Origin of the sequence: Anaerostipes caccae L1-92, from assembly GCF_014467075.1 — a bacterium.
Taxonomy (GTDB): Bacteria; Bacillota; Clostridia; order Lachnospirales; family Lachnospiraceae; genus Anaerostipes; species Anaerostipes caccae.
In genome coordinates this window covers 1,681,394-1,698,469 of record NZ_AP023027.1, presented here as the reverse complement: position 1 = coordinate 1,698,469, position 17,076 = coordinate 1,681,394, and the positions used below count along the sequence as shown (strand labels likewise).

The following is a 17,076-nucleotide window of genomic DNA, read 5'->3' as shown; positions in this document are numbered from 1 at the left end:
AAAAAACAGAACGGAAAATATTTTTGATATTTTCCGTTCTGTTTTTCTTTTTTTACTTACTTATTGAATTTATTCGTCATCTTTTCTTGAGCGGCTGTAGATCATTTTCTTTGTTACGATAAAGATCACCAATGCTGCAAGAACAATAACACCGCCTACCAGGAATACATTCGCATAGGTAGATGCAGCTCCCGCTTCAACGCCTGCAATACTTCCTCCTGACATTGCACCCTTTGACATGAGCTGTCCAAAGACTGCCACACCGACAGATCCCGTGATCGCCTGTACAAGGTCATTGATTCCCAGGACACGCCCTGACTCTTCCGGCGATACCGTAAGTGTTGCCGTGTCTACGATCGGTGAGTAGAAGAAAGATGTTCCGAAGTAGTAGATACATGGTGCTGCCGCCAGTGCTGCATATTTACCGTAAGGAATCGCAAACGCAATGGCAATCAGTCCGAGTCCCATGGCTGAAAGAGCCATAATGATCGCTGCAGAACGCCCGATTTTTTTGATGACCGGTCCGCACACGAATCCAAGTACTGCCGCCAGGAGGATAGACCATACAAGCAGGTTGGAAACCTGAGCAGAATCAATACCAAACACCTCAAGTCCAATGGCATTTACACCGGCGTTCAGTGTATAGCTGAAGAAGTAACCTACGAAGATAACTACCATAGTTGCCACAAATGCTGGATTCTTTAAGAATGCCGGGGTAATGATCGGGTCTTCTGCTTTGTTGATGTACACGATAAAGGCTACCAGAGTTACAACGGTTGCAACGGTCCAGAGCATATTCATGTCAGTAAAGAACATTGTGATGGCACCTGCAAAAGCACCGATTAAAGTGAAGCCCCAGCCGTCAATCTTAGCGCCTTTTGCGTGTTCATCCGGAAGGTTCTTTGAAAGCGCCGGAAGAAATATAACAGAGATCATCGGGATCGCAAACATCCATCTCCAGTCAATTTTTGTTACATATCCGGCTGCTACTACACCGAGGGCCGCTGAAAATCTGAATACTGCCACAAAAATACCGTAATAAACTACACGCTCTTTCTGAGAAATGTATTTGGACACAAGGACCAGGAATACAGATCCTGCCACCTGACCGCCTATAGACTGAAGCATACGCGCCGCTACAACCGCCCAGATGCTCACTGGCCCCAGAAGGAATCCAATCGCAGAGCCAACAGCAAATACAATAGTTCCTAAAAGGGTCATTTTCTTTAGAGATACAAAGTCACCCAGAGATCCGTAGATAACACAGACAATACCGAGAGCAATACCCGGAAGGGATGTGATCAGGGATGCAAGTTCCGGTGTTCCCAGCTGCTGACCGATATTTACAAAGATCATTCCGAATGCCTGCTGCTCAAGAATACCAAAAATAAAGATGATCAGCACCAATGGGATTGCACGCTTTGCCATACGGTTCATTTTTTCAAATTCTGGTGTTCCTTCCGCAGGTACCGGGATACCTGTTGTTTTTATATTTGTATTAGACATTTTTTATACCATACCTTTCAATAATGTTTTTCATATTGTTTATTTACATTCCGTGTCTGCGACTCTCTTCACATATCGTCTGCGGAAACGTTCTGCATCCACATCCACACACACTGCAGCGTTCTTTGTTTCACTTAATGTACCGTCAAAATCTACCGCTGTGGCACCCATGGTAAGCGGGCTGGAGATTTCCACATCGATAAAAGCGTCTTTTGTTTCAAACAGTTCCGGCTCCATCAGATACATGGCCGCAGAAGGATCATACATCTTAACTCCCTCTTCCACATGGCCGCCGTCATAAGAACGGAACAGGGAACTGATCATTCTTCCCGTCTCTCCGCTCTCTTCCAGTTTCTCAAGGTCTTCCACTGTAAGTCTGGCCTTTCTTCCAATATCTAATCCAACCATGGTGATCGGAATGCCGGAACGAAATACGATTTTCGCCGCTTCCGGATCAATGGTTACATTAAACTCTCCATAAATGCCTATGTTCCCTCTTTCTGTAGAACCGCCCATAGTAACGATTTCCTGGATTTTTTCTTTGACCTCAGGAAACGTCGAGATCAGCAGAGCGATATTGGTCAGCGGACCAAGCGTGAGGATCGTTACCTTCTCTTCTGACTCCATCAGCACCCGATATTCGCTCAGAACTGCATTTTCTTTTAACAAAAGCTCCTTGTTAGGTTCAGGAAATTCAAACCCTCCCATACCGGATTTTCCATGCGCATTTGTTGCAAATCTGTTGTCCCTTAAAAGAGGAGCCGCTGCACCTTTTGCCACCGGGACATCCTTTTTCAGAAATGTCAGCAGCTTTAATGCATTGTTTGTGGTGTGTTCAATACCAACATTTCCTGATACACTGGCGATCAGCTTCACATCCAGGGACGGCTCGGACAGCATGACTGAAATTGCCGCCGCATCATCGATCCCCGGATCCGTATCAATGATTATTTTTCTTGTTTCCATGGTGTTCCTCCTAGTATAATTAGCATAAACAGTAAATCCGCTTTTTCTTAGTCTTCCTCAAACCGCTCTACCTCATCCTTTTTCGGGATAGACGGCGCCGCACCTTCCATAGAGACCGCGATCGCAGATGCTTTCGAAGCCATGTGAAGTGCTTTTTTCACAGTTTGCCCCTGCAGTCTTGCAGCCATATAATAGCCGGTGAAGGTATCTCCTGCCGCGGTGGTATCTACCGTTTCCACTTTATATGCTTTCTGCTCTGCCACTCCTTCTGTTCCCGCATACATCGAACCGTTTTCTCCAAGAGTAAGAACGATTTCAGCATGAGGAAACCGTTGTGTAAGCTGTTTTAGTAAAACATCCTGATCTGCATCTGACTGAACCAGTGTACGCGCTTCCACTTCATTTAGAATGAAACAGTCAATGTGATTTAGATTAATATCAAAAATCTTTTCATCCATTGGAGATGGATTCAGAACAATCTGCATTCCCCTTTCATGTGCTTTTTCTACAATATACGGAATCTCACTGATTTCATTTTGCAGGATCAGGCAGTCCCCTTCGTGAAATTCCCTGAGAACCTGATCCGCCATCTCTTTTGTGACCGCTTGATTTGCACCGCCGTACAAAATAATACAGTTATCTCCCTTCCGGTCTTTCTGAATCACTGCATTTCCAGTCCTGACATCCTCACTGATCCTCAGATAGCGGGTATCAACCTCTGCATCACAGAGAAGTTCGCTTAAAAACCTTCCGTCTTCCCCGATGATTCCTGCATGATAAACATCTCCCCCTGCTCTGCCGAGCGCAATGGACTGGTTAAGTCCTTTCCCTCCCGGAAACACATCCAGCGTATTAGAGGAGATCGTCTCTCCCTTTTCTACAAAATGGCTTACGCTGTAAACATAATCAATATTTAAAGAACCAAAATTAAGTATTTTCATATTACCCTCACTCACTCGTCAGTTTTTCGAAATGAAAATGCCATCTTATAAATGCTGCGGCAGTCATCCCGATTCAGTCTTTTTATGCCTCCAATGCTGTCATCTTCACCGCGGAAAGCGATCTGGTCAAGCATCTTTTCCACTTCATCTGTAGGAATCCTGAAGTCCTCAAATGATACCGGCATTCCCATGCTCCGGAAAAACTCTTCTGTTTTCAGAATCCCTTTATACGCTGCCTCCAATGTATTGTCTCCGTTCCAATCCACTCCAAATACTTCTTTCGCATAGCGGGCAAACCGTTTAGGGTCTTCCTTATATACATACCGCATCCAGGATCCCATAATAATAGAAAGTGTGGCGCCATGCGGCGTATCATACAGAGCACTTAATTCATTTCCGATTTCATGGGTTGCCCAGTCCTGGATTCGGCCAATGCCGACGGTATCGTTATGTGCTATCGTTCCGATCCACATGATCTCTGCGCGGTAAGAATAATTGTCCGGATCTGCGAGAACTTTAGGCCCAACCTCAACCAAGGTTTTCAGGATTCCTTCTGACATCCGGTCGATCACTCCAATCTCCCCATCCGGTGAGAAATATCTCTCACATACATGGGAAAACATATCCACAACACCGCATGCAGTCAAAAACTTTGGCAGCGAACAGGTCAATTCCGGATTCATAAACGCGATTGCCGGACGCAGGATCGGATTGCTGACCAAAAGTTTCATTCCAATCTCAGTATTGTTTATTACACTTACTTCACTGGATTCACTTCCGGTTGCCGGGCAGGTAAGGATCACGCCTGTGGGCAGAGACTTTTTGGGCACTTCTGTTCCCGTAAAAAAGTCCCATACATCTATATCCGTCACTGCTCCCAGCCCGATCGCCTTGGCAGAATCAATCACGCTTCCTCCGCCAATCGCCAGTACCATATCTGCATGTTCTTCCTTTGCCAGAAAAATTCCTTCTTTTACAAGAGACAGTCTTGGATTCGGCAGGACCCCGCCAAGTTCCAGCGTTTCGATTCCTTCTTTTTTAAGCTGTTCCTTCACCTGATCCAAAAGTCCGGTATCGTACAAAAATTTTCCATCGTCATGGTGGATCAAAACTTTTCGGATCCCCATCTGCTTTAATTCGCTTCCAATCTGATTTTGCGCATCTTTTCCAAAAACAAATTTGGTATCAATACATAAGTTAAAATCCTTGAGCATCTTTTACACACCTTCTTTTATAATTTTTTCTATTTCTGAAACATCCTGTGCACAGTATTTAGGTTTGCGGGCACAAAGCTGTTTTGTATCTCCGTCTCCGTATGTCACCCCAATACAGTCAATTCCATTTTCACATGCAGCATCCACATCACTCCATGTGTCCCCGATATAGACATACTGACTTGCCTCCAATCCTGACTTGCGCATTACATCGGTGATCATCTCACTTTTTGTTCGTTCAGCCCCCGGGAAAGAATCCGGAGATATCCAGCCGTCGAACAATGCTTTCCAGTCTTTTTGCTTAAGGATCTTTTCCAATGCTTCCTGCGGTTTCATGGTAATGATAAAATGGATCATTCCTGCTGCCCTGGTTTTCAAAAGCAGTTGGCGGATTCCGGGATAGAGATATGTATTCTGGTAATCGTTGAGCGTACGGTAATGTACTCTTACCACTTCCTCAAACATCTCATATTTCTCTTCTTCCGGCTTTGGAATGATCTGATGAAAAACTTCTTTCACCGTTTTTCCAAGATTACTGTCCCTGCCGGTAAACTCTTTGGGCAGCCTGCCGCCGCATTTCGCTGCGGCATGTTCCAAAGTAATCCATACATCCCTGCCAGTATAAGCCAGAGTGCCGTCAAAGTCCCATAAGACCATCTGATACTTCATCAGTTATAGTTTTTAAGCGTCTTATACAGCAGATCCATAAATCCCGGAAAGTCTAATTCCAGGGCTGCCTCAGCGTTTGGCGCTTCTCCTCTGAAATCCATCTGCGGCTCTCTGCACAGATCCACAGCAGGCTCTACTCCTCTTAAATGACGATAATCACATACTGTCATTCCCCTGGTAAGCTCACCTTTTAATTCAATGTCGATGTGCATATCAGCCGCTTTGATCAGAGACGGGTCGATCAGCCATGCCACCGCACAGGCATCGTGCATATTGGCCCCTGAAAGAGATGCACTCTTAATGGTTGTATCGATGAAGAATTCTGTCAGATCTGCCGCAAAATGTGCTGCTTTCGTTCCGATTTCACGGAATTTGGCCACATGCTCTGCTGTCAGACAACACTGCCTGGTCAGATTAATTCCTGACATTTTAATATGCATTCCTGAGTTAAATACACGGTAGGCTGCTTCCGGGTCTACATAAATATTAAATTCTGCTGCCGGGGTCCAGTTGCCGTAAGTCACAGAACCGCCCATGATACTTAATTCTTTGACACGCTCCACAATTTTGGGCTCACGGTTAATAGCTGCTGCAATGTTTGTCAGCGGGCCTGTGGCGATCAGAGTGACATCATCTGTGTTCATCACAGTTTCCACAATAAAATCAACTGCATGTTGATCCTGTGCTTTGGCAGTTGGCTCCGGAAGAACCGGACCGTCCAGCCCAGTTTCACCATGAAACTGCGGTGCGGTTACAAGAGGTACGGTTGTAGGGCAGGAATGTCCCGCAAAAACAGGAATATCAGTTCTTCCCAACACTTCCAGCACCTTCAGGGCATTCTTTGTCACATTCTCTAAAGTACAGTTACCGCCGATCGTGGTAATTCCAAGCACATCTAAATTCTGTACTGCCAGCATCATGGCAAACGCGTCATCATGCCCCGGATCGCAATCTAAAATCACTTTTTTCATAACTGATTCTCCTTTACTCTGCTTGATGTTCTTCTAAAAACTTTTGTAACTGCTCTGTATCAGGAGCAGTTCTGGCACCCTTTTTTGTCACGGTATACCCGGATACTGCATTTCCTGCGACCAGGCACTCCTTAAGCGGTCTGCCCTCCAGTACTGCACGGATAAATCCGGCATTATAGACATCCCCCGCTCCAACCGTATCTTCTACTTTGACCGAAAATGCAGGCGCTGCTGTTTCCTCTTGTGCAGAAAATCCATAAGAACCTTCTTTTCCATTTCTCACGATCACCACACGGCCTTCAGATACGAAGGACCTGGCATTCCTTCTCCAATCTTTCTCTTCCCCAAGATAAGCAAATTCATCGGTACCGGATCCCAGCAGATACGCCGTATATTTGATAATCTCACGCACCGCCTTCTCATATTCCGGATCCAAAACACCGTCATCCACTCTCAGGTTCAGATCGAATGAAGTAGGAACTCCCGCTTCATATGCTTCTTTAAAAATCTTGATCACCGTGTGGCGGGCAGAGGTATCATACGCCAATGACATTCCTGATGAATGTACCCAGTCCGCTTTCCGTACTTTTTCAAACGATACTTTATCTGCATCCAGCACTTTAAATGCCTGATCCACCCTGGGCCATCCCCAGAGATAGCGTTCTCCGTTTTCGTCAATAAACGCAAACACACCGACTGTATTCAACTCCGGCTCAATGATCATATCGGATATATTTACGCCTTCTTTTTGAAGATCACTTTTCACGTACCTTCCATACTGATCTTCTCCGATGGAACCGATAAAACTTGTTCCGACTCCAAGCCTTGCCAGAGCCACTGCCGTGTTGGCAGAGGTCCCGCCCCCCTGAAGGGACGGTTCCGGATAATCAACCAGTGTCCGTTCTTCATTCAGAAATCTCGGATAAGGTACGATAATGTCAACGGTCGCATCGCCGACAACGATTACATCAGGCATTCTGTGCTGCCTCGATAAATGCTTTTACTCTGGCCGGATCTTTGCAGCGTTCTGTGTCTGCACGCTCATCGTCATAGTTTGTCATCGTAAAGGAGTCTACTCCGTACGGATGTGTGATATGGATAGCTTCTGCCACATTGTCTGCATCCAGTCCTCCAGCGATAATACAAGGTACATCCGTGCTTTCGATGATAGCTTTGTCGATCAGCTGGTCATGGGTAAGTCCCGTTGCTCCGATATCGCCTGCTGACGGCGCTTTTGTATCAATCAGGAAGAAATCCGCTACCGGTTCATAATCTTTGATGTACTGCATAACTTTCTGCTCTTCAAGAGGCACCCCCGCAAGAACAGGAATCGCCTGCATAATCTTAAGTCCCGGGAATCTGTTTTTAAGTTCCTGTACCTGGGCCGGGGTAATGCCCTCAATATCGCCTGATAAATGCATCACATCCGGCATAGCCTCTTTTAAGTCTTCTGTAATCTCGTCAATGTCTTCTGATACTGTCAGACCAATCCTGACTGCTTCCGGCTGCACGCCTTCAAAAATTTCTCTGGCGCGTTCACATGAGAGCTGACCCGGGGTTCTCTTGATCTTTCCATAAGACACTCCAAGGTGATGTCCTCCCATCTCCACGACCATCCGTGCATCCTCTACTGTTCTGATCCCATAAATTTGAATAATTACATCTGCCATTTCCTAAACCATCCTTTCTTCTAATGCTTCCATAAATGCTTCTGTTGTAAAAACTGTCTTTGTAAATCCCGCCCCCTGTGCCACTTTTGTAATCGGCGGAGGCGCAACAAAACTCTTCTTTAAGGTTTCAACTTGCGCAAACACATCTTCAGCCCTGCCGTCCAGGATCACCTCCCCTCTGCACATCACAATGATGCGCTTAAAATTCTCAACTACAAATTTCATATCATGAGAAATGGTAATACATAATTTCCCTCTCTCTTTCAATGTCTGAATAATCCTGTGCAGCCTTAGATTTCCCTGCACATCCTGCCCGCAGGTAGGTTCATCAAAGATCAGTACCCCGGGATCCATCATGATGACCGCACCAATGGTACAGAACTTCTTCTCCGCCAAAGTCAGATCCAATGGATGCAGATCCAATTTCTCAGATAATCCTACAAGGTCAGCGGTCCACTCCACTCTCTTGTCGATCTCTTTCTGCGTCATCCCGATCTGCTTTGGTCCGAATTCAAATTCTTTCCTTACAGATTCCAGAAACAACTGGTCATCCGGATTCTGGAATACGTATCCAACCTCCTTTGACCACTGTGCTGTGGACCGTTTTTCAATACTCTCGTCATTGATCAGCACTTCTCCTGATGAAGGTCTCAAAATTCCGTTAAAGTGCTTTACGACTGTGGTCTTCCCGGCTCCGTTCTGTCCTATGACCGCGACCGGATCCGTTCCTTCAATCTCCAAATTAATTCCCTTCAGAGCTTCATCCCCTGAAGGATACACATAGCGGAGTTTTTTTAACTCAATCTTCATATTTTCAGAACCTCCTTCACCATTTCTATGGTCGGTCCCTCGGTAATTTCTATTTCCCGTTCCGTATAATGTTTTTCCTTAAGCGCCTGGGAGAGTTTCACATAATCAGGGACTCCGATCCCCCTTTTTACAATCTCCGGATTTCCAAAAATTTTCTTAGGTTCGTCTATAGCGGCGGCTTCTCCCTGATCCAAAACCAGAATCTTGTCCGCACATCTTGCAACCCTCTCCATATCATGATCCACCATAATGACCGTGATTCCTTTCTTATTCAGATCTTTTACAATATCAAAGATCTCCTCACTTCCTGACGGGTCCAGCTGGGTGGTACATTCATCTAAAACCAAAATTTCAGGTTCCATGATAAATGCAGAACCGAATGCCACCCTCTGTACTTGCCCTCCGGACAATTCCAGAGGATTTTTAGAAAGAATATGGTCAATCCTCATGAGTTTTGATACATAATCGACTTTCTCAGCCATCTGTTCCCTCGGTATTCCCCTGTTGCCAAGTCCGTATGCCAGCTCCTCCGCCACTGTCCCGGCGGTATAGGAAAGCTGGTTAAAAGGATTCTGGAATACCAGTCCGATCTTCGGTGAAAGCTCTGCAATCGTACTTTCCTCGGTACTCACTCCGTCCACAATCACCTGACCGGACATTTTCCCAGCAAAATAATGAGGAATCAAACCGACCAGCGCGTTACAGAGCGTAGATTTCCCTGATCCGTTGGAGCCTATGATGCACAAAAAACTTCCTTCTTCCACCTGAAAGCTGATCTTTTTCAGCGCTTTCCTTTTTGTCTGCCTGTACTTAAAAGAAAAATCTTTGACCTCTAATACTATCCTGCCCATTTGTTCTCCTCTTCTTTTATATCAGGTTCATCTTCATCAAAACTGTAACTGCTGCTGTGATAATAAAAAATAAGGCCAGGAAAATATTTACAGCTTTATCTCTCTTCGTTGTTCTGACTTCCACGTAACTCGTCTGCTTTACGCCTTTCATTCCAAACCCTCTGGTCTCCAGCGTCATACCCCTTTCCTGAGCATCGGTCAGAGAGGACATGACAACTGGTCCCAACAGCGGTATGTAAGCTTTTACCCTGGCAAATATAGTTCCTCCGGTTTCTACCCCTCTTGCTTCCTGCGCCTCCTGGATCACTGCCATTCTTCTCTGCATCTGGGGAACTACATTAAGACTTGCCAATACTAAATATCCGGCTTTCGGCGGCAGACCGCTCTTTGTAAGCGCTGCTACCAGTTTCCCGGGATAGGTTGTCTTGTTCATAATATAAAATGCTCCCAGAAAGACCAGAAGTGTGCTTATGATCTTCAGTGCATAGAGAACGCCCTCCAATCCAACTTTCGCAAACCCCAGATCCGCAATCACTGTCACGTTTCCTGGATGATAACATCCCTGGATAAACAAAAGCATAACTGCAACCGGCACTCCGAACCCAAACATGATCTTTGCAAATTCCTTCAGTATCCCGGCAAGACAGGCTGTCACAAATAATCCTATGATGACGGCCAGACCAAGCCATGATCCCGGAAAGATCAGCGACCCAAGCCCCAGAGAAAAGACTGCAAAGATCTTTGTCATGGGATTCAGCTCTTCGATCACCGTATGTTTTGAAATAAATGTGTTTGATGTCTTTGCCATGCTAAACCTCCCTTAAGCGGACTTGCATTTTAATCTTCATCGTCTTCCTCATCGTCATCGTCTGTATCCGCCGCATACTGACTCAGGAATCTCTTCGGGATCTTCTGTATAAGGATAAACGCAATGAAGAATGTAATCCCTTTATCGATCAGATTTTCAAGCATGGAGGTGGATAATACCGAAGTTATAATGTTTTTCGTAGCTGCGATCAGCGTTACGGTCAGTACTGAAGTTCCTGTCACGCCGGCTGACCCTCCGTAAACGAAAATTGTGATCACTGAGGCGGAAATGGTGTTGGTCAGCGTACATGCTAGCCATGTCAGAACAGCTCCCCAAACATTCTTGAAAAAACCTTTTTTCACCATATATCCGGTGACTACCGCACACAAAACGCTGACGATGGAATAGGGCAGATAAACAGGATTTGCCACCAGTGCCAGGAATACATTGGTCAGCAGTCCGCAGAGGGCAGATACCCATATTCCTGATAAACACGCAACAACGATCGTCCCGATCATATCCAGAAACAGCGGCAGCTTTAATGCAGAGCACAGGGTCCCGCCAATCAGGTTGATTCCGACTGCGATTGGGATCAATACCAGCGACTTTGTGGAAAACTGAGCTCTGATCCCTTCTGCAAATGTCATTTTTTTCTTTCTCATAACTTCATCCTCCTTTTTCATAAATAAGTTGGAACGCATTTTAAAGCGTGACGGAAATAGCGAGAGAAAACTCAATAATAATTCTAGGAAACTATTTTCCGAAATCATTTTCTTTATTTAAAATTTATCACTGCTCTATTCATTTGTCAACATTTTTATCATATAATGTTACTTTTTTTGTTTTTTCGATCCGTTCATTGTCTATTTTGCACATTTGGCTATATTGACATATATTATTTCTTTGTCTATTATGGAATGTAGTATAAAGTTGGAGGAATTTTATGAACATAAAGGAAATCGCACAGCTGGCAGGTGTCTCTGCCTCAACCGTTTCAAAAATAGTCAATCAAAAAGATGAAAGCATCAGCAGCGAAACAAGGGAACGGGTGCTGAAGATCGTAAGGGAGTATAATTACACTCCCTATGCAGCTGCCACCGCTTCCCCTGCAAAGACATGGATCCTCGGCATCCTGCTCCGGTCTTCTGTTTCTCTGGATTCTACGCTGGACGGGATCATACAGACCGCCCAGCAAAATGGGTACAGCGCCCTTGTATATAACAGTTACTCCGACATGGAACAGGAGCTTAAAAACATTACTTCATTGTGCAAAAACAACGTTGACGGTATTATCTGGGAGCCTGTAAGCAAAGAAAGCCTCTCCCGTACCTCTCACTTTCAGGACATGAACATCCCGCTCATGACCATTGGGCCCAACGGCGGTGATAATTCGCACATGATTCCTTATGAAGAAGCTGCCTACCGGATCACTCAGGAATTGATCAGCAGAAAGCACCGCAGTATTGCCTGTATCTTAAAAGAAGGGCGCCGTACTTCTGCCTTTTTAAACGGATATAAAAAATGTTTGTTCGACAATCATATGAAACTGGATAAAGATTTGATTTTTTATGATCTGGATGAATCTCTGATACATAAAGTAAACACTCACAGTATCAGCGGGATCATCTCTTCTCATTACCGGAAATCACTGGAATTTTATCAGCTTATGAATACATTAAGCTATAGGATCCCCGAAGACATCTCCCTCATTTCCTTAAAAAATGACACGATGGAGAACCTTGCTTTTCCCAATATATCCGAGATTTCCACTTATACCATGCTGAATGCTGATTTTGGTTCTTATTTATGCAATAAAATCATTACAGAGATTGAAAAACGCACGGACAAGCCACATTCTTTTGTCCAGGATTTTCATCTGGATAACGAGATCACAGTCAGTGTCCCATTTAACTTAAACGTTCCCAAGATCACAGTGGTCGGCAGTATCAACATTGATACCTACCTGAATGTACCGCAGCTGCCTCACAGCGGAAAAACTGTCAGCAGCTCCACTTCCTTTGTTTATCCCGGCGGAAAAGGCATCAATCAGTCCATCGGAGCGGCGAAGCTGGGACACCGCGTAACACTGATCGGCAATGTCGGTTCTGATATTGATTCTGCCTCTGTATACAACGCTCTTAAAGAATATGGTGTAGAATCTTTTGGAGTGAAGCGGTGTAATCAGGAAAAGACAGGACAAGCATTTATTTTTGTAGAGTCCAGCGGACACTCCATGATCTCTATCCTCTCCGGCGCAAACAACATTCTGACCCCGGAGGATATCCGGAAGCGAAAACGTTTCTTTAAAAATACCGGTTACTGTTTGATCCAGTCAGAAATCCCGCTGGATACCGTGGCAGAAGCATGCCGTATTGCACATGAATGCGGAGCCAAAACAATCCTGAAGCCCTCTGTCTGCGGATTTATTCCGTCAGAAGTACTTTCCGGAGTCGATATTTTAGTCCCGAATGAGGAGGAACTGAACGAAATATGCCCGGCCCAGTCAACCCTTCAGGAAAAGACTGCTGCCTTATTGGAATACGGCATAGAAACCATCATTGTCACCCTTGGTGAAAACGGCTGTTATGTCCGGACTGCGGATCTGGAAAAACATTTTCCGGCAGTTCCATTTCCGTCTGTTGATAATACCGGTGCCAGCGATGCCTTTATCAGCGCTCTGGCCGCTTATCTCCTGTATGGATATTCACTGGAAGAAGCCGTCCGGATTGCCACCTATGCCGCAGGTTTTTGTATCTCCCGGGAAGGTGTTGTTCCGTCCCTTATTGATAAACGCAGCCTGGAAACTTATATTATTCAGAAAGAAAAATCTTTGATTAAAGAACGTAAATCATCATACCGATAGGAGGAAATTATGGATTACAGAACTTATTTAAGAAACTACCCTGATCAGGAAGGACGTTTCGGCCCTTACGGCGGCGCTTATCTTTCGGATGAGTTAAAACCCGCCTTTGAAGAAATTTCAGAGGCTTACCAGACGATCTGCCACTCATCCCAGTTTATCAATGAACTCCGGAGAATCCGCAGAGAATTTCAGGGAAGACCCACACCGGTCTATCACTGTGAACGGCTCTCGAATATGTACGGAAACTGCCAGATCTATCTGAAACGGGAAGATTTAAATCATACCGGCGCCCACAAGCTGAATCACTGCATGGGAGAAGGCCTTCTGGCAAAATTCATGGGAAAGAAACGTCTGATCGCCGAGACCGGAGCCGGTCAGCACGGCGTGGCTCTCGCAACGGCGGCGGCATTTTTCGGACTGGAGTGTGAAATACATATGGGAGAAGTGGATATTGCAAAACAGGCTCCAAATGTGACCCGCATGAAAATTCTCGGTGCAAACGTCGTTCCCGTTACACACGGATTAAAAACTTTAAAAGAAGCCGTTGATTCTGCATTTGATTCTTACGCAAAAAACTATAAGGATTCTATTTACTGTATCGGATCTGCCCTGGGTCCTCACCCATTCCCGCTGATGGTCCGTGACTTTCAGTCTGTTGTAGGATATGAGGCGAAAGAGCAGTTTATAGAGATGACAGGGCTGCTGCCCGATGTAGTCTGCGCCTGCGTCGGAGGAGGCAGCAATTCCATCGGCATGTTCATTCCCTTTGTCGATGAGCCGGTAGACATCGTGGGCGTGGAACCGCTGGGCCGGGGCTCAGCCTTAGGTGATCACGCCGCATCTATGACTTATGGAGAAAAAGGAGTCATGCACGGATTTGAAAGCATCATGCTGAAAGACAGAGATGGAGAGCCCGCTCCGGTCTACTCTATCGCCAGCGGACTTGACTATCCCTCTGTCGGCCCGGAGCACGCATTCCTAAATGATTTAGGACGGGTTTCCTATGAGACGGCAGACGATGAAGCCGCCATGAAAGCATTTTTTGAACTTTCCCGCTATGAGGGGATCATTCCGGCCATTGAGAGTTCCCATGCGGTTGCCTATGCAACGAAGAAAGCACAGGAAATGAAGAAAGGTTCTATCCTCGTTTGTCTGAGCGGCCGGGGAGACAAGGATATTGACTATGTCGTAGAAAACTATGGGTACGGAGAAAAGTATTTATAAGTTTTTCCGCTCAGCTACAATCTGTTTGCTGCAATCATAAATCAGGAAACCGCCCTGTGACCATCTTTGGTCACAGGGCGGTTTCCCGTCTCTGGTTTTGCGAGTTCTTCTGCCTGCATTTCTCAGCGGATACGAACTGTCTTCTGCGGACTGTAACTTCCGTAATATTTTGTTTTCCCGACCGTTTTATAAGCGCGCACTTTAACCTGATAAGATTTTTTCCCGGAAAGCTTAGACAATGTATAAGAACGCTTGGAAGTTCTTTTATACTTATAAGATTTTGTTCCTTTTTTCCGGTATGCGATCTGATATCCGCTTGCTCCTGTCATTTTCTTATATTTTAAAGTCAGCTTCTTTGACTTTTTGGATCTAGCATAGGTGATCTTTGTCTTCTTCGGAACAATATAAAATGATTTTGTAACGGTTCCGGTATAATTGCCTTTCCCTGTCACCTTCACTGTGGCTTTCCCGGTATTCTTGTTTTTTCCATAGCTTAAGGTATAATCCGTGTTCTGTCTCAAAGTTTTCGATCCATATTTCACTGTCACAGACGGTTTTATAATTCTTCCGGTATAAGTACGGTTCGAAATCCCGCCAGTGCTTAAAGTATTCACACCCCGCCTGGAAATTATAAAATGTTTAACAGCACGACCAGTGTAATTCCCCTTTCCCGTAACTGTTACAGCTGCCGTACCCGCGTTGGTATTATTGTTGTAGGATAAGGTATAATCTGTTCCTTTCTTTAAAACAATTCCGGCATTTGTCACTCGCATATCCGGATATTGTGGTTTTCCATTATAGATCTTGGTGCCGGTACTGCCGTAATTCAATTTATTTATATCCGCCGGAACAATCGTAAAATTTCTGGCAGCGGTTCCTGTATAGTTCCCTATCCCTTTAATTGTCACAGATGCCTGACCTGCATTAATATTGTTGCTGTAAGTCAGTGTGTAATCCGTGCCTTCTTTCAACGCTGCAGTATCGTCCTTTACAATAACAGCGGGAGTCTGTTTCTTTCCATTATAAATAGCAGAAGATATCTTTTCGATTTGGACGGCTGTAATTCTGCGTGCCTGCTCCTTCAAAGACTCATGGTTCAATTCAGTAAATGCTTTAATACGGTTACAAAACTCAGAAGCATGCGTATCATACCATCCGCTGCCGTCAAATAAAAAGCTTTGCTGCGGTGCAGTTTTCTCCTCCGCAGATATCCAGCTGCCAGCCTCGCTTTTTGCCACAAAAATACTGCCAGAGTTCTCGGATTTATTTTTTAATGTTATAACAACAGAAAAATGACTTCCCTGGCTTAATTTTATTTTATCAGGCAGCTCAATCGTATAGATCCCTTCATAGGGCTCAAAACCGGTAACCGGCTGTGCCAAGGCTTTGGTTCCGCTGTACGGATCAGAAACATCCTTCAAGTCCGTATAAACCTGGACACTGTAATTGGTGTCTGCACCAGCAATCCCCACAGAAACCGCCTCCAAAAATTCAGGATATTTCCCGCTTCCGCTCTTAGCTTGAAAAACATTGGCTGCAGTCAGACTTCCCCCTCTGGTTTTGAGCCTCTGCATACCGACAGATCCATCATAAAAATAATTATTGTCATATTGGTCTGCTGCCATATAATTATAAGCTACAACAGAATTTAAAGGCTGATCATAGGAAAGATAAAAATATCCCCCATCGCCTGCTCTGCTGCTCCAGCTGTTTTTTACGATCCACGCTCCATCCTTCTGCGGCTTCTGATCTCCAAACAATTCTCTTGAAATGCTGTCATCATATCCGACAATGGTAACAGCATGGTCTGCTTTATCACTCCCACTGTAAAAATACTTATCTAAAGCACCCATTCCTTCCGATGCATAAGAGGCACTGACCGATCCATTTGTGATAATCGCCTGTTTCATCCCTTCTGTATCCTGAGCAGGAAGAAAAACAGCATCTTTCATTGCATATTCAGTATTTAGATAGTTAAGATCTGCATCCAAAAATTTAGGATAATTATTTTTGTCATTTACATAGGGAGCTTTACTTTCATCAACAGGTCCAGGCCACTGTGACAAGCTCATTGCAGTATACCAGTTGTTTCCGCCGTTTTGAAGATAACCATCCGGCTGCCCTGCATTTTTTCCCACTATTATATTTTGGTCTCCCTCTGTATTTCCCAGCGGATCGTTGACCCTGTGATAAAAGAAATAGGCCAGCTGCAGTTCTGACAGATCAATTTCTGATTTGTCAGCTGCCAAACCGTTTTTTAAAGCACTGGTCTCAGCCGCAGATATGGCAGAAAACGCCCAGCAGCCTCCGAACGGACTCTGATTTTTTACACTGGTTATATAATTTTCTGTCCTGGCATCATAGGATTTCGGAAGAACATTCCGCGAACGGAACCGGACATTTTTTGTCTTCGACTCAGATACTTCATAATCTACTGTATGATAATGACTTTCCCCTTCCCCGGAAGATTTTTCTTTTGCTTCCGGCAAAGTCAGCTGACTGAAAAATAAACAAAGTGACATTAAAAAAACAAACAGCTTTTTCATACTGCCTCCCCTCCCCCGCTTCCTGCAGGGACAGAAC

15 protein-coding genes are annotated in these 17,076 nt (G+C 45.0%); 2 read left to right on the top strand and 13 right to left on the bottom strand.

Going from position 1 to position 17,076, the window contains the following annotated elements:
- Positions 1–69 precede the first annotated feature (69 nt).
- From ANCC_RS08330 to ANCC_RS08275, 12 genes are read right to left on the bottom strand one after another with little or no spacing between them, the layout of a single operon-like run.
- Positions 70–1,506 carry an MFS transporter gene (locus ANCC_RS08330; RefSeq protein WP_006567107.1) on the bottom strand — a complete coding sequence of 479 codons (1,437 nt, stop codon included), beginning with the start codon at positions 1,504–1,506 and terminating at the stop codon, positions 70–72.
- 39 nt (positions 1,507–1,545) lie between these two features.
- A complete protein-coding gene (rihC, locus tag ANCC_RS08325; protein WP_006567108.1) occupies positions 1,546–2,472 on the bottom strand; it encodes a ribonucleoside hydrolase RihC in 927 nt (308 codons plus the stop codon).
- A gap of 47 nt (positions 2,473–2,519) precedes the next feature.
- Positions 2,520–3,413 carry a ribokinase gene (locus ANCC_RS08320; protein WP_009289744.1) on the bottom strand — a complete coding sequence of 298 codons (894 nt, stop codon included), beginning with the start codon at positions 3,411–3,413 and terminating at the stop codon, positions 2,520–2,522.
- Positions 3,414–3,424: 11 nt separating this feature from the next.
- Entirely contained in the window at positions 3,425–4,627 is a 1,203-nt protein-coding gene (locus ANCC_RS08315; RefSeq protein WP_006567110.1) for an iron-containing alcohol dehydrogenase, read from the bottom strand.
- Positions 4,628–4,630: 3 nt separating this feature from the next.
- Positions 4,631–5,284, bottom strand: a complete 654-nt coding sequence (locus tag ANCC_RS08310) for an HAD family hydrolase (protein WP_233458247.1) — start codon at positions 5,282–5,284, stop codon at positions 4,631–4,633.
- Positions 5,285–5,295: 11 nt separating this feature from the next.
- Positions 5,296–6,267, bottom strand: coding sequence for a nucleoside hydrolase (locus tag ANCC_RS08305; protein WP_006567112.1), 972 nt, complete (start codon positions 6,265–6,267; stop codon positions 5,296–5,298).
- Between the two features lie 13 nt (positions 6,268–6,280).
- Positions 6,281–7,243: a carbohydrate kinase family protein gene (locus tag ANCC_RS08300; RefSeq protein ID WP_006567113.1), complete on the bottom strand. Its 963-nt coding sequence runs from the start codon at positions 7,241–7,243 to the stop codon at positions 6,281–6,283.
- Positions 7,236–7,937: a phosphoribosylanthranilate isomerase gene (locus tag ANCC_RS08295; RefSeq protein WP_006567114.1), complete on the bottom strand. Its 702-nt coding sequence runs from the start codon at positions 7,935–7,937 to the stop codon at positions 7,236–7,238. Before ANCC_RS08295 ends, ANCC_RS08300 begins: the two co-directional genes overlap by 8 nt.
- Before the next feature lie 3 nt (positions 7,938–7,940).
- On the bottom strand, positions 7,941–8,747 hold the full coding sequence (locus ANCC_RS08290) for an energy-coupling factor ABC transporter ATP-binding protein (RefSeq protein WP_006567115.1): 807 nt from the start codon (positions 8,745–8,747) through the stop codon (positions 7,941–7,943).
- Entirely contained in the window at positions 8,744–9,598 is an 855-nt protein-coding gene (locus ANCC_RS08285; RefSeq protein ID WP_006567116.1) for an energy-coupling factor ABC transporter ATP-binding protein, read from the bottom strand. Before ANCC_RS08285 ends, ANCC_RS08290 begins: the two co-directional genes overlap by 4 nt.
- A 16-nt stretch (positions 9,599–9,614) precedes the next feature.
- Positions 9,615–10,406 (bottom strand): energy-coupling factor transporter transmembrane component T, encoded by a 792-nt coding sequence (locus tag ANCC_RS08280; protein WP_006567117.1) that lies wholly within the window; start codon positions 10,404–10,406, stop codon positions 9,615–9,617.
- A gap of 29 nt (positions 10,407–10,435) precedes the next feature.
- On the bottom strand, positions 10,436–11,068 hold the full coding sequence (locus tag ANCC_RS08275; protein WP_039946611.1) for an ECF transporter S component: 633 nt from the start codon (positions 11,066–11,068) through the stop codon (positions 10,436–10,438).
- Between the two features lie 281 nt (positions 11,069–11,349).
- Between ANCC_RS08275 and ANCC_RS08270 the strand changes: the two genes are divergently transcribed.
- Entirely contained in the window at positions 11,350–13,269 is a 1,920-nt protein-coding gene (locus ANCC_RS08270; protein ID WP_006567120.1) for a PfkB family carbohydrate kinase, read from the top strand.
- Between the two features lie 9 nt (positions 13,270–13,278).
- Positions 13,279–14,493, top strand: coding sequence for a tryptophan synthase subunit beta (gene trpB, locus ANCC_RS08265; RefSeq protein ID WP_006567121.1), 1,215 nt, complete (start codon positions 13,279–13,281; stop codon positions 14,491–14,493).
- Between the two features lie 122 nt (positions 14,494–14,615).
- Here trpB and ANCC_RS08260 read toward each other — a convergent pair whose 3' ends face one another.
- Positions 14,616–17,039, bottom strand: a complete 2,424-nt coding sequence (locus ANCC_RS08260) for a C1 family peptidase (RefSeq protein WP_006567122.1) — start codon at positions 17,037–17,039, stop codon at positions 14,616–14,618.
- Between the last annotated feature and the right edge of the window lie 37 nt (positions 17,040–17,076).